The sequence below is a fragment of the Nonomuraea sp. NBC_00507 genome (assembly GCF_036013525.1).
Taxonomy (GTDB): Bacteria; Actinomycetota; Actinomycetes; order Streptosporangiales; family Streptosporangiaceae; genus Nonomuraea.
The window spans coordinates 4,894,113-4,906,805 of the sequence record NZ_CP107853.1 but is presented as its reverse complement, the minus strand read 5'-3'; the positions used below and the strand labels follow the sequence as shown (position 1 = coordinate 4,906,805).

Sequence of the window (12,693 nt, the reverse complement as noted above, 5' to 3'; positions counted from 1 at the left end):
TCAGATCCATGGCCGTCGTCGCGACGCTGGCCACCTTACTGGCGAGCCTGTTCGTCGCCCTTCAGACGCAGTCCGCCAGCGCGGCCACCGTCGACACCACCGCCTGGTACGTCCTGGTCAACCGCAACAGCGGCAAGGCCCTGGACGTCTACAACCTCGCGACGAACGACGGCGCCCGCATCACCCAGTGGACCCGCAACGACGGCAACCAGCAGCAGTGGCAGTTCGTCGACTCCGGCGGAGGCTACTACCGCATCAAGTCCCGCCACTCCGGCAAGATGCTCGACGTCTACAACTGGTCCACCGCCAACGGCGGCGCGATCGTGCAATGGTCCGACACCAACGGCACCAACCAGCAGTGGCGGCTGGCCGACAGCTCGGACGGCCATGTGAGGTTCATCTCGCGCCACAGCAACAAGGCCCTGGAGGTCCAGGGCGCCTCCACCGCCGACGGCGCCAACATCGTCCAGTACGACGACTGGGGCGGCGCCAACCAGCAGTGGCAGCTCGTCAAGGTCGATGGCGGCGGCAACCCGGGTCAATGTGATCTTCCGTCGACGTACCGGTGGACATCGACGGGCGCGCTGGCGCAGCCGAAGTCGGGATGGGTCTCGCTCAAGGACTTCACCGTCGCCCCCTACAACGGCAGGCACCTCGTCTACGCCACGACGCACGACTTCGGCACGAGGTGGGGCTCGATGAACTTCAGCCTCTTCACCAACTGGTCCGAGATGGCCTCGGCCAGCCAGAACACGATGAACACCTCGACTGTCGCGCCCACGCTCCTCTACTTCGCCCCCAAGAACATCTGGGTGCTCGCCTACCAGTGGGGCGGGACCGCCTTCTCCTACAGGACCTCCACCGACCCCACCAACCCGAATGGCTGGTCAGCGCAGCAGGTGCTCTCCACCGCGAGCATCTCAGGCTCCGGAACAGGCCCCATCGACCAGACGCTCATCGGTGACAGCACGAACATGTACCTGTTCTTCGCCGGCGACAACGGCAAGATCTACCGGGCCAGCATGCCCATCGGGAACTTCCCGGGCAGCTTCGGCACCACCGCGACGGTGATCATGAGCGACACGACGAACAACCTGTTCGAAGCCGTCCAGGTCTACAAGCTCAAGGACCAGAACAAATACCTCATGATCGTCGAAGCGATCGGCTCCCAGGGCCGCTACTTCCGCTCATTCACCGCCACCAGCCTGAACGGTTCCTGGACACCCCAGGCCGCCACCGAGAGCAACCCCTTCGCCGGCAAGGCCAACAGCGGCGCCACCTGGACCAACGACATCAGCCACGGCGAACTGATCCGCACCAGCGCCGACCAGACCATGACCGTCGATCCCTGCAACCTTCAACTGCTCTACCAGGGACGCAGCCCCAACTCCGGCGGCGACTACGGTCTCCTGCCCTACCGGCCGGGCCTGCTGACGCTGCAGCGCTAATGGCGTGACAGGTCCGGCCGGAGCCGGCGTGGCGGGCTCGGTGCAAGGCCGAGCCCGCCCGAGTCACCAGACATCTCAGCGCTCATACAGCTGACGGAGCGAGGGGTCGGGCAACGCTCCGAGCCCGAGGGCCACCCTCGAAAGGATCACCATGAGAATGGCCAGAGCTACCGCCAGCTCACCCCCGCGCAGACGGTCAACACCAACGGCTGGACCCAACTCACCGGCACCGCGACCGTCTCCTGGACCGGGACGCTGACCAACGCCTCCTTCCACTGAAAGGAGCCGCGCCATGTCAAGACACCCCGCCCCGGGCACCGCAGGCAGGACGCTCTTCGGCTTCATCGCCAACCGCAGCGCGGCCACCCCGACGGTCGCCTGAGCCCTGAGCACCGGGTTCATGGGGTGGCCAGCCCACCCCATGGGTCCGGCCTTCGATTCACTGAGGAGCGATCTCCATGAGCAGGAAACGAACCCGCGCGCTGCTGACCATGGTGGCCCTGGCCGTGGCGCTCACGCCCGCCACCCAGGCTCAAGCGCTGGACAACGGCGTGGGCCGCACCCCGCCGATGGGGTGGAATACCTGGAACACGTTCGGTTGCAACATCAACGAGACGCTGATCCGGCAGACGGCTGACGCGCTGGTCAGCTCCGGCATGCGTGATCTCGGATACCACTACGTCGTGGTCGACGACTGCTGGTTCGATCCCAACCGCGACCCGGCCGGGAACCTCCAGGCCAACCCGTCGCGGTTCCCGAGCGGGATGAAAGCCCTCGGCGACTACCTGCACGCCAGGGGCCTGAAGTTCGGCCTCTACCAGGCGCCTCTGGACCGGACCTGCGCCCAGTACTTCGGCTCCTATCCGGGCGCGACCGGAAGCCTCAACCATGAGGTCCAGGACGCCCGGCAGTTCGCCGCCTGGGGCGTCGACTATCTCAAGTACGACTGGTGTTCTCCCACGGGCACCATCGACGACCAGGTGCGCACCTTCGCGAAGATGCGCGACGCCCTGGCGGCCACCGGACGTCCGATCCTCTACAGCATCAACCCCAACAGCATCCATGAGAAGACCGGCCCGCAGCGGAACTGGGGTGACGTCGCCAACATCTGGCGCACGACCGAGGACATCACCAACGTCTGGAACTCCGGTCAGACCAACGGCTACCCGATGGGCATCCAGAACATCGTCAACGTCAACGCGCCCCTGTCGGGCTACGCCAAGCCGGGGCAGTTCAACGATCCCGACATGATGGTGGTCGGCCGGGGCGGCATGACCGACACCGAGATGCGCAGCCACTTCGCTCTGTGGGCCATCATGGCCGCGCCTCTGATCGCGGGCAACGACATGAGGAACATGGACGCCGCGACCGCCACGATCATGAAGAACCAGAATCTGATCGCCATCAATCAGGACCCGCTAGGCCTCCAGGCGACCCAGATCAGCAACGACGGCACCCGCCGCATCCTGGCCAAACGGCTGAGCAACGGCGACGTCGCGGTCGCGCTGTTCAACCAGGGCGGCAGCACGACGACGATGAGCACCACCACCTCGGCGATCGGCTTGTCCGGCAGCTCCTTCAGCCTGCGTGAGGCCTGGACGAACGCCGTCACCTCGACGACTGGGGCCATCTCGGCGAGCGTGCCGTCCCATGGCACCGTCGTGTTCCGGGTCAGCGGCGGAACGCCCAACCCCGCGTCCCAGATCCAGGGCGTGGGGTCCGGAAGATGCCTCGACGTCACCGAAGCCTCCCAGACCAACGGAACCCGGGTGGAGATCTGGGACTGCCACGGTCAGAGCAACCAGCAGTGGACCTCCACGGCAGCCGGTGAACTGCGGGTCTACGGAAGCAAGTGCCTCGACGTGAACAACAACGGCACCGCCGACGGCACCAGCGTGATCATTTGGGACTGCAATGGCCAGAACAACCAGAAGTGGCGCTTCAACACCGACGGAAGCATCACCGCCCTCGGCGCGAACAAGTGCCTGGACGTACCCAGCAACTCCACGGCCAACGGCGTCTACCTCCAGATCTGGACGTGCAACGGCGCCGCCAACCAACGGTGGACCCGCATCTGATCATCTTCTCGAGAAGGAGAATCGAGATGTCTGACTTCTCGCGCAGACAGATCCTGAGACGACCGCGACTGTGGGCGAATGGCGCTATGCCGGGAGTGGCCATCGCCACGGAGAAGCCTTCTGGGCCGAGGTAGCTCGCCAACGTATCGCCACCGCCCGCAAGATCGCACGAGAACGAATTCGCGACGACGGGTAGAGCCGCTGCCTCTAGACCTAGAGAGACCGACCTCTAGGTCTAGAGGCTCGCCTAGAGGCTCTTAATCTCGCCGGGCTCCTTCGGGCCAGATCACCCGCACAGGGACCTTCCGCCGCCGGGCCTCGGCCACCACATCAGCAGTGCCTCCATAGCCTCGGGCGGGCTGCCCGTCCCATACGGCGAACAACACATCGGCGTCGTCCAGCATGCGCGCGCTGGCCGTCATATGGGACTCCGAGGTGGACTCCACAAAGTCCAGCCTGTGAGTCCGGATCGCCCGGCCCAGCAACTCGTCGTAAGCGGCATGGCACTCTCGCGGCAGCCCGTCTCGGTACTCCTTGGCCGGGATGACTGCCTCCAGCGCTCCACCGACAGCGAGCACTCCACGGGCGAAAATCTGATCGGCTCCGTCCGCCAGACAGGACAACCCACAGATGTCGGGGAGGTAATCCGCGAGCGCCTCACATATCGCCCGATCGATCAGTACAGCAGTCTCTTCCGGAAGGCTCCGGTGGCCGGAGACAGCGATGCGGACCATGATCCCTCTAGAGCAGAGTGGCGTGAAGACGTTCGTCGAACGAGCGCAGGGCGTCGGACGACGGCCCGCCATACGCCCGGCGGAAGTTCTTGACCCTGTGCAGGACACGCTCGGAGCCGTACGTCGTCCCCACAGTGAGCGCATTGGACGCCAGATACAACGCCTCGTCGTAGTGCCCCGACATGGCCTCAGCAGCCGCTACCTCAGTCATGAGCACGCCCCGCTGCTTCGGACCGGGTTGGGCCGACAAGAGCGACTCGTTGAAGGCGGCAACGGCTTCGGCCGGCCTCTTGAGGCGTACCATCACCAGGGCGCGATAGCCCGCCAACTTCGCATGATCGAACGGGAACACCCATGGCCAGGGTGGCGTGACGGCCCGCTCGCCAGCCCGTACCGCTGCCTCGGCCGCCCTCAACGCCTGAAGCGCTGCCGTCTCGTCATGTGCGGTCGCGTGACCGAGCGCTTCGAGGCTCGACAGCCACGCACGGCCGGTGGCCGGTGGCCGCTCACCGATCTCCCGCCGCGCCCTCGCCAAGAGATTCAGTCCGATCAGCGGGTCGGCGGCGTCGATCTCGAACGCGGCCAGACTACCGATCATGTACGCAGCCAGCAGCGCGTTGTTGGCCTGCCGCGCGCTGTCGATAGCGCGACGGTAGTAGAAGCGCGCCGAACCGGTGTCCTGCATGTCGGCATGCACCCAGGCCGCGAAGCCCGCCGCCTCGCTCAGACCGGCCCGGACCTCGTCAGCATGCGGCGATCGCGACGCGCGGCCGAGAACGCGGTTCGCGAGATCGACCTGGGTCACGGCTGGACGGGCGAGTTCACGCGCAGGTGTGACGGCCTCCAAACGACGCTGGGCGCCGGTGATGCTGGTCAGCGTGGCGGCCGTCGTCTCGTCCACATCCGGGCTCTTGGGCAAGGCCACGCCCGCCAGCGCGGTCAACGCCACCGCCTTGCCGAAATCTCTGCGCTTCGTCGGATCCTCATCCCCTCGGGCTCCGAATCGGAGCAAGTGAAGCGGCACCCCGATCTGGATGGATATCTCCCGAACCTGGTCCACAGTGAGCGGCTGACGGCCACGCAGCACCTTGGACACCCAGCTCTGGGAGTAGCCGACCGCCTCAGCAAGCTGGCCCTGCGTCCAACCGTGTACCCGCCGCACCTCTTCGAGGATGGTTGGGAGATCACACTCGGCGAGGGCAGCGGCCACGACTGGCCCGGACCAGAACTGGGGCGGTATCTGGGTCACAACGCTAGGTTAAGCCGCCCAACTCGACCGTACCGATATTCGCGACGGGAATAGGCGTACCACCAGCAGTACTATGGCGTTCACCCGCGGTTTCGTGACGGTGACGCTCAGTACATGAACGCACTACCGCCTCAACCCCTGGCCGCCGCCCAACGACTGGCCGCCGCTCTTGCGGAGAAAGGGATCACTACCGACGTCCATCACGCCTATGGCACGCCCATGGTGTCGGTCTGGGTCGGCCTGATCGTGTGGTGCGAGGACGGCATGTACTGGTGGCGTACGGGCTGGAACCCACGCAGACACCGAGCGATCTACGCAGGGCACCCCTTCACAGAGCTGGCCCGCGCCGCCCACCGAGTCGCCCTTCGCTACACGGAACTGCGCATGTCACACCCGCTCTCATCGCTGATCGCCGGAGTCCAGCCGTGTCTCTGACCGTGCAGCAAGTGCTCAGCAGGTTCCCCGGCTGGCAGATCACCGACATATCCGGAGGCTGGGTCGCCATGCGAGTCAACTTCGTGCCCAAGAACAGCGGTTTCTCCAACGTGCGTTGCGGAGAGACCTTGGAGGAACTGGCCGGCAATCTACACGCCGAGATCAGGCAGCAGAAGTCACGGCCACCTGCGGTAGGCAAGTAAGTCGATGGCAACCCGGCCAGCATGTGCGGCGCCCGGAAATCCTGCCAGTTCAAGCCCTCCCGATCGAGGAAGGTGAACAGGTACTTCAGGTCGTATCCGTACGCGCTCAGGGTGTTCGGCGAGAACTCCCTGTTCCGGAGGTGATCCAGGAACCGGCAGACCGGCCCCACCAGCTCTCCCTCATCGTCGACCAGTCGCACCCGGCGGACGATCCCGCCGTCTCGCTCCTTGATGACCCGCATCTCGGCCTCCTCGCCTTGCGGCAGCAGGGATGTGGGTCAACGTATGCGACGAAGACCCGTCAAACCGGTTTGCCGTTCCACTCCTACTGGCAGGCCTTCGTCGACGAGCGTCATGAGCTTGCCGTCGATGGGGTGGCGGGCTTGGTGGCCGCTGAGCAGGCGGCGGCCCCGACTACAAGCTCGCAGCCCACAACGGCGGCAACGTGGGTCCGCGCCGGTTCCTGGACCAAACACCCCGCCTGGCCAACGCGGGCTGCTGCTCCTTCGCGGCAATCAACGCCAGCGGTACCCGCGGCACGCCGGCCAGGCCGCGGAGCCGGTCCGCAGAAGGGCGGGTCGGCTCCGGGGTTCGGGCGTCACATGGGGATCAGACGCGGGTCCACTTCTGGTTGTTCTGGCCGTAGCAGGCCCGGATCTGCACCTTGGTGCCGTTGGCGGTGCCGGCGCCACTGACGTGCAGGCACTTGTTCGCCCCGATGGCGGTGATGGTGCCGTCGGCGTTGAGGCGCCATTTCTGGTTGTTCTGGCCGTTGCAGTCCCAGATCTGCACCTGCGCGCCGTTGGCCTGCGAGGCGCCGTTGACGTCCAGGCACCGGTTCGATCCCACACCCCGCAGCGCGCTAGGGAGGGCCACCCTGCCCGGCGCCCCTGCCGTTGAAGGTGAAGGAGTCCACGTCGAACGAGTTCGCCGACGGCGCCTTGAACACGACATGGACATTACGGGTGCCGCCTGGGTCGGTGATCCCCACCGCGGGCAGGGACACGTAGGTGTTCCATCCCCCGGTTGCCGGCACGGGGCTGGAGGCGATGAGCGCCCCCGTCGGTGAGTCGGCGCGCAGCTCGATGGACGCCCCGGTGCTGGACGGCGCCGAGACTCGGAAGGACACCGTGTCAATCCCGGACAGGTTGAGCGGCCGGAAGGAGATCCAGTCATTGTTGGAGATGTCGCCGATGCGCCTGCCACCCTCGGCTCCGGGCTCGTCGACGATCCGGATTCCGGACGAGCCGGTGAAGTGCTCGGCCTGCTTGTGTTTCGGCTGCAGCGTGATGCCGGTGCTGCCCTTCAGGCCGCCCTTGTCGGTGTAGTCAGCGGACAGGACGTAGTAGACGGCGGCGGCAACCCGGGTCAATGTGATCTTCCGTCGACCTACCGCTGGACCTCGACGGGCCCGCTGGCGCAGCCGAAGTCGGGCTGGGTCTCGCTCAAGGACTTCACCGTCGCCCCCTACAACGGCAGGCACCTCGTCTACGCCACGACGCACGACTTCGGCACGAGGTGGGGCTCGATGAACTTCAGCCTCTTCACCAACTGGTCCGAGATGGCCTCGGCCAGCCAGAACACGATGAACACCTCGACTGTCGCGCCCACGCTCCTCTACTTCGCCCCCAAGAACATCTGGGTGCTCGCCTACCAGTGGGGCGGGACCGCCTTCTCCTACAGGACCTCCACCGACCCCACCAACCCGAATGGCTGGTCAGCGCAGCAGGTGCTCTCCACCGCGAGCATCTCAGGCTCCGGAACAGGCCCCATCGACCAGACGCTCATCGGTGACAGCACGAACATGTACCTGTTCTTCGCCGGGGACAACGGCAAGATCTACCGGGCCAGCATGCCCATCGGGAACTTCCCGGGCAGCTTCGGCACCACCGCAACGGTGATCATGAGCGACACGACGAACAACCTGTTCGAAGCCGTCCAGGTCTACAAGCTCAAGGACCAGAACAAATACCTCATGATCGTCGAAGCGATCGGCTCCCAGGGCCGCTACTTCCGCTCGTTCACCGCCACCAGCCTGAACGGTTCCTGGACACCCCAGGCCGCCACCGAGAGCAACCCCTTCGCCGGCAAGGCCAACAGCGGCGCCACCTGGACCAACGACATCAGCCACGGCGAACTGATCCGCACCAGCGCCGACCAGACCATGACCGTCGATCCCTGCAACCTTCAACTGCTCTACCAGGGACGCAGCCCCAACTCCGGCGGCGACTACGGTCTCCTGCCCTACCGGCCGGGCCTGCTGACGCTGCAGCGCTAATGGCGTGACACGGGTCCGGCTCGAAGTGGAGCCGGCGTGGCGGGCTCGGTGCAAGGCCGAGCCCGCCCGAGTCATGCGGCACCGGCGGCAGCCCGCCTCCCCCACACTCCGTGACTAGACTGCCGCCATGACCTCGGAGTCGTCCCCTCTCACCATCGCTCAGCTCGCCGAGCTGGCCGGAGTCTCCACCGCGACGGTCTCCAAGGTCGTGAACGGCCGTTCCGAAGTGTCGTCAGAAACCCGCGCCGCCGTGGAGGAGCTCATCCGCCGGCACGGCTACCGGCGACAGCGCCGCCGTTCCACGCCGACGGCCCTGGTGGAGCTCGTCTTCCACGCGCTGGAGGGCGACTATCCCGTCGAGATCACCAAAGGCGTCGCGGAGACCGCCCGTAAGCACGACCTCACGGTGGCGATATCGGACCTCCACGGTGACCACACCGCCGCAGACGCCTGGCTGGAGAGTGTGCTGCGGCGCCGCCCGAGCGGCGTGATCGCAGTGTTCTCGGGCCTGACCGAGACCCAACATGCACAGCTCGCCCGCCGCGAGATCCCGCTGGTCCTGCTGGATCCGGCCGACGCTCCCGCACGGAACATCCCCTCGGTCGGCGCCGGCAACTGGAACGGCGGGCTCACGGCCACCCGCCACCTCCTGGAGCTCGGGCATCGCCGCATCGCCATCATCACCGGACCCGACTCCGCGCTGCCCAGCCGGGCCCGTCTCGACGGCTACCGAACCGCCCTCGACATGGCCGGCGTGCCCGTCGACCGTGAGCTGATCGGCCGGGGGGACTTCCTCATCGAGGGCGGTCTGGCCGAAGCGCACCGCATGCTGCGCCTGCCCGACCGGCCAACCGCGATCTTCGCCACGAACGACGGCCAGGCCATCGGCGTCTACCACGCGGCCCGTCAGCTCGGCCTGCGCATCCCGGACGATCTCAGCGTCATCGGCTTCGACGACATGCCGTCGGTGCGGTGGGCCATTCCACCGCTGACCACCATCCGCCAGCCCCTCGCCAAGATGGCCGCCGCGGCAACCTCGATGCTGCTGACGCTGGCCCGTGGCGAGCAACTGCCCCAGAACCGCGTCGAGCTGGCCACCGAACTCGTCGTACGCGAGAGCACCGGGCCTCCCCTACTCCCAACCGCCTGAGCCGAAGCGCGGCCTCCAAGGGGCAGCACCGTCCGGCGCCCAGCTCACCCACGAGCGCGGGGACGCCGGTCGCCGTGATCTCCTTCACCAGGCTTTCCTCGAGTTGGGGTGCCGTCAAGAACTGCGCGACGAGCCGCATGGCGGCCTTTGTACCGCTCGGCCAGCCGTACCCCGACGAAGACCAGCACCGCCGCCACCACCATGGCGGTCACCACGTTCGTGCCGAGGCCGACGTAGGTCTCGACCCGTGACCAGTTCTCACCCAGGAAATACCCGGCCAGCACGAAGACGGTGTTCCAGATCAAGCTCCCGACCATCGTCAGCAGCGTGAACGTCGGCAGCGGCATCCGCTCCACGCCCGCCGGGATCGAGATGAGGCTGCGGAAGAGGGGGATCATCCGGCCGACGAACACCGTCTTGCGGCCGTGGCGCCGAAACCAGGCCTCACTCTTCTCGATGTCGGACACCTTCACCAGCGGCAGCTTGGCGGCGATGGCCAGCACCCGCTCGCGGCCCAGCAGCGCCCCGACCCAGTACAGCGCCAGCGCGCCGATCACCGAGCCGAGGGTCGTGCACACCAGCACGTCCAGCAGGCCCATCTCGCCCCGGCTGGCGGTGAAGCCCGCCAACGGCAGGATCACCTCGCTGGGCAGGGGCGGGAACAGGTTCTCCAGCGCGATCGCGAGGCCCGCCCCAGGGGCCCCGAGACTCTCCATCAGTCCAACGAGCCAATCAGTCATGAGGGTGAGACTCAACGACGAACGTGGGAACGACCTGGGAAAGGGCTGTGATTCATCCGTCAGTGCACCCATAAAGCGTCTCGCCGCCCGATGTGAGCACGGACTTGCAGTTCTGCTCGATCCACTGGGGGTCCTCGGCGGATGGAACGGTCGCCCGGCCTAGGACCAGGGAAGGAGCACGGTGAAGTGAGCGCCTTCGCCGGGTGCCGTCCTGAGTTCGACGCGGCCGCCGTGGGCCTCCAAGATCGCGGCGGTGATGGCCAGGCCGAGCCCGGTGCCGCCACGGGTACGGGAGCGGGCCTCGTCGACCCGGTAGAACCGGTCGAAGATGTTCGGCGCGGCCTCCAGCGGCACGCCGGGCCCGTCGTCGATCACTTCCAGTACGACGCGGCCGTGCGATTCCAGGCTCCCCGCCGCGGCCACAGGAGGTCCTGGCTGTTTGGCGGGCATGCCTACGCGGACGTGTACGGGCGTGCCGGGCGGGGTGTGGGCCATGGCGTTGCTGACGAGGTTCGTGATCACCTGGCGCATCCGATGTTCGTCCACCGTGACGCGGACCGGTTTGCCGGCGCTTTCCAGGATCAGTGGCCGCTCCGGGTCGCGGGCTTTGGCATCGTGCACGGCGTCCTCGACGAGCGTGCGGATGTCCAGTTCGGCCAGGTCCAGCGCGCGTTCCTGGTCCAGCCGGGCCAGCAGCAGCAGGTCGTCGACCAGCCGACCGAGGCGGATCGCCTCGTTCTCTATCCGGCCCATCAGCCGGTCCACGTCGGCCCGGTCCGGGGCGCCGCCGCGGCGGTTCAGCTCGGCGAAGCCGCGGATCGACGTCAGTGGGGTGCGCAGTTCGTGCGAGGCGTCCATGACGAACCTGCGCAGCCGCGACTCGGACTGCTCCCGTTGGCGTAGCGCGGCGGAAAGCCTGCCGACCATGGTGTTCAGGGCGCCGCCGAGCCGGCCGACCTCGGTACGTGGATCCGACGCGACCCGCAGATCGAGGTGGCCGCCGGCGATGTCCTCCGCGGTCTTCTCGATCTTGGTCAGCGGCCGCAGTCCCAGCCGTACCAGCAGGAACCCACCCACGCCGAGGGCGAGCAGCAAGGTGATCCCGACTCCGGCCTCGATCCAGATCAGCCGCGTCACGGTCACCTCGGTGGTCTCCGTCGACTGCGCGGCCACGATGATCCGCGGCCCTTTGGGCATCGTCCGCCGCGACACCAGGACGCGCCACCCGGCACCGCCCCGTCTGTCGTCGACCGTGAACGGGCGCGTGGCGTACTGGCCGATGGTGGTCGAGTTGATCACCGGCAGTACCGGCCCGTCCGCGGTGACCGGGGTGGACGGCTCCGGCGTCCCGTTGTCGTGGAGCACCAGGATCGCGAAGTCCGTGGGCAGACCGTCAGACTGGCGCTGAAGGTCGTCCGGCGACGGCGATGGCCCTCCCGGGCGGCCGTCCACCCGCTGCGCGAGGTCCCTGAGCTGGTCGTCCATCCGGGCGATCATCGACGTGCGGAGCAGCGCGACGCTTGCGACCCCGATGGTGCCCAGGCCGGCGGTGGCCAGCACCAGCAATACCATGATCAGGCGCGCTCGTAGTGTCCACGGTCCGCGCCACCGGTTCTCGCTCAACGCTCTGCCCTTGGCAACCGCAGTGAGTAGCCGACGCCCCGGATGGTGTGGATCAGCGGCGGCTCCACCGAGTCGATCTTGCGGCGCAGATAGCTGATGTACGACTCGACGATCCGGCCGTCCCCGCCGAAGTCGTAGCTCCACACCCGGTCGAGGATCTGCGCTTTGCTGACCACCCGCTCGGCGTTGACCATCAGGTACCGCAACAGGTTGAACTCCGTGGGCGACAGCGGCACCAGCCGGCCGACCCGGTGGACCTCGTGGGCGTCCTCGTCGAGCACGAGATCGGCGTACCGGAAGGTGCCGCTGTCCGGCAGGAGGTCAGCGCCGCCGTTGGTGCGCCGGAGGATCGCCCTCAGCCGCAGCACGACTTCCTCCAGGCTGAAGGGCTTGGTCACATAGTCGTCGCCACCGGCCGTCAGGCCCGCGATCCGGTCCGCCACGGCGTCGCGTGCGGTCAGGAAGAGCACCGGCAGCTGGTCCTGCACCGTACGGAGGCTGCGGGCGAGGCTGAAGCCGTCGGTGTCGGGCAGCATCACGTCCAGGATCACGATGTCCGGCCGGACGCGCCGGACCGTGGCCAGCGCTTCGGCTCCGCAGTCCGCCGCGTGCACGGTGAACCCGCTGAGCCGGAGCGCTGCCGACAGCAGCTCCAGGATGTTCGGTTCGTCGTCCACGACGAGGACAGTCGCCTCACCACGCTGCTGATCCACCTGACCAGCGTCGACGACGAACCTGGGAACTTCCTGAGAATG

13 protein-coding genes and 1 pseudogene are annotated in these 12,693 nt (G+C 67.1%); 6 read left to right on the top strand and 8 right to left on the bottom strand.

Features of this window, described 5'->3' with window-relative positions; translation table 11 throughout:
* Positions 1 to 8: 8 nt before the first annotated feature.
* Together OHA25_RS24155 and OHA25_RS24150 are read left to right on the top strand one after the other, a co-directional pair.
* The gene (locus OHA25_RS24155; protein WP_327589771.1) at positions 9 to 1,448 is read left to right on the top strand and encodes a non-reducing end alpha-L-arabinofuranosidase family hydrolase; all 1,440 of its coding nucleotides are present in this window, start codon (positions 9 to 11) and stop codon (positions 1,446 to 1,448) included.
* Between the two features lie 458 nt (positions 1,449 to 1,906).
* Positions 1,907 to 3,526 carry a glycoside hydrolase family 27 protein gene (locus OHA25_RS24150; protein WP_327589770.1) on the top strand — a complete coding sequence of 540 codons (1,620 nt, stop codon included), beginning with the start codon at positions 1,907 to 1,909 and terminating at the stop codon, positions 3,524 to 3,526.
* A gap of 257 nt (positions 3,527 to 3,783) precedes the next feature.
* Here the strand turns inward: OHA25_RS24150 and OHA25_RS24145 are convergent, their stop codons facing one another.
* Both OHA25_RS24145 and OHA25_RS24140 read right to left on the bottom strand, forming a co-directional pair.
* Positions 3,784 to 4,260, bottom strand: coding sequence for a hypothetical protein (locus tag OHA25_RS24145; RefSeq protein ID WP_327589769.1), 477 nt, complete (start codon positions 4,258 to 4,260; stop codon positions 3,784 to 3,786).
* A gap of 7 nt (positions 4,261 to 4,267) precedes the next feature.
* A complete protein-coding gene (locus OHA25_RS24140; protein ID WP_327589768.1) occupies positions 4,268 to 5,509 on the bottom strand; it encodes a helix-turn-helix transcriptional regulator in 1,242 nt (413 codons plus the stop codon).
* A gap of 114 nt (positions 5,510 to 5,623) precedes the next feature.
* Between OHA25_RS24140 and OHA25_RS24135 the strand changes: the two genes are divergently transcribed.
* Both OHA25_RS24135 and OHA25_RS24130 read left to right on the top strand, forming a co-directional pair.
* Complete coding sequence (locus tag OHA25_RS24135; RefSeq protein ID WP_327589767.1) at positions 5,624 to 5,944, top strand: hypothetical protein; 321 nt, start codon at positions 5,624 to 5,626, stop codon at positions 5,942 to 5,944.
* Positions 5,935 to 6,147: a hypothetical protein gene (locus OHA25_RS24130; protein WP_327589766.1), complete on the top strand. Its 213-nt coding sequence runs from the start codon at positions 5,935 to 5,937 to the stop codon at positions 6,145 to 6,147. Before OHA25_RS24135 ends, OHA25_RS24130 begins: the two co-directional genes overlap by 10 nt.
* 32 nt (positions 6,148 to 6,179) lie before the next feature.
* On the opposite strand, the pseudogene OHA25_RS61490 reads toward OHA25_RS24130, so the two are convergent.
* The 3 genes and pseudogenes from OHA25_RS61490 to OHA25_RS24120 all read right to left on the bottom strand — a co-directional run.
* Positions 6,180 to 6,389, bottom strand: a pseudogene (locus OHA25_RS61490) (site-specific integrase); the annotation flags it as partial.
* A gap of 367 nt (positions 6,390 to 6,756) precedes the next feature.
* Positions 6,757 to 6,996, bottom strand: coding sequence for an RICIN domain-containing protein (locus tag OHA25_RS24125; protein WP_327589765.1), 240 nt, complete (start codon positions 6,994 to 6,996; stop codon positions 6,757 to 6,759).
* Positions 6,997 to 7,009: 13 nt separating this feature from the next.
* Positions 7,010 to 7,519: a carbohydrate-binding protein gene (locus tag OHA25_RS24120; protein WP_327589764.1), complete on the bottom strand. Its 510-nt coding sequence runs from the start codon at positions 7,517 to 7,519 to the stop codon at positions 7,010 to 7,012.
* On the opposite strand from OHA25_RS24120, the gene OHA25_RS24115 reads away from it, so the two are divergent.
* A complete protein-coding gene (locus tag OHA25_RS24115; RefSeq protein ID WP_327589763.1) occupies positions 7,403 to 8,425 on the top strand; it encodes a non-reducing end alpha-L-arabinofuranosidase family hydrolase in 1,023 nt (340 codons plus the stop codon). The two genes, OHA25_RS24120 and OHA25_RS24115, sit on opposite strands and share 117 nt — an antisense overlap.
* A gap of 127 nt (positions 8,426 to 8,552) precedes the next feature.
* A complete protein-coding gene (locus tag OHA25_RS24110; protein WP_327589762.1) occupies positions 8,553 to 9,575 on the top strand; it encodes a LacI family DNA-binding transcriptional regulator in 1,023 nt (340 codons plus the stop codon).
* Positions 9,576 to 9,619: 44 nt separating this feature from the next.
* Here OHA25_RS24110 and OHA25_RS24105 read toward each other — a convergent pair whose 3' ends face one another.
* From OHA25_RS24105 to OHA25_RS24095, 3 genes are all read right to left on the bottom strand, one after another.
* Complete coding sequence (locus tag OHA25_RS24105; RefSeq protein ID WP_327589761.1) at positions 9,620 to 10,315, bottom strand: DedA family protein; 696 nt, start codon at positions 10,313 to 10,315, stop codon at positions 9,620 to 9,622.
* 159 nt (positions 10,316 to 10,474) lie between these two features.
* Positions 10,475 to 11,875 carry a sensor histidine kinase gene (locus OHA25_RS24100; protein WP_327589760.1) on the bottom strand — a complete coding sequence of 467 codons (1,401 nt, stop codon included), beginning with the start codon at positions 11,873 to 11,875 and terminating at the stop codon, positions 10,475 to 10,477.
* Between the two features lie 59 nt (positions 11,876 to 11,934).
* Positions 11,935 to 12,651: a response regulator transcription factor gene (locus OHA25_RS24095; RefSeq protein ID WP_327589759.1), complete on the bottom strand. Its 717-nt coding sequence runs from the start codon at positions 12,649 to 12,651 to the stop codon at positions 11,935 to 11,937.
* Between the last annotated feature and the right edge of the window lie 42 nt (positions 12,652 to 12,693).

Bases quoted from the DNA above. Each gene is read 5' to 3' on its own strand.
- OHA25_RS24155 (WP_327589771.1), top strand. From the start codon at position 9: ATGGCCGTCGTCGCGACGCTGGCCACCTTACTGGCGAGCCTGTTCGTC.
- OHA25_RS24150 (WP_327589770.1), top strand. From the start codon at position 1,907: ATGAGCAGGAAACGAACCCGCGCGCTGCTGACCATGGTGGCCCTGGCC.
- OHA25_RS24145 (WP_327589769.1), bottom strand. From the start codon at position 4,260: ATGGTCCGCATCGCTGTCTCCGGCCACCGGAGCCTTCCGGAAGAGACT.
- OHA25_RS24135 (WP_327589767.1), top strand. From the start codon at position 5,624: ATGAACGCACTACCGCCTCAACCCCTGGCCGCCGCCCAACGACTGGCC.
- OHA25_RS24110 (WP_327589762.1), top strand. From the start codon at position 8,553: ATGACCTCGGAGTCGTCCCCTCTCACCATCGCTCAGCTCGCCGAGCTG.
- OHA25_RS24105 (WP_327589761.1), bottom strand. From the start codon at position 10,315: ATGACTGATTGGCTCGTTGGACTGATGGAGAGTCTCGGGGCCCCTGGG.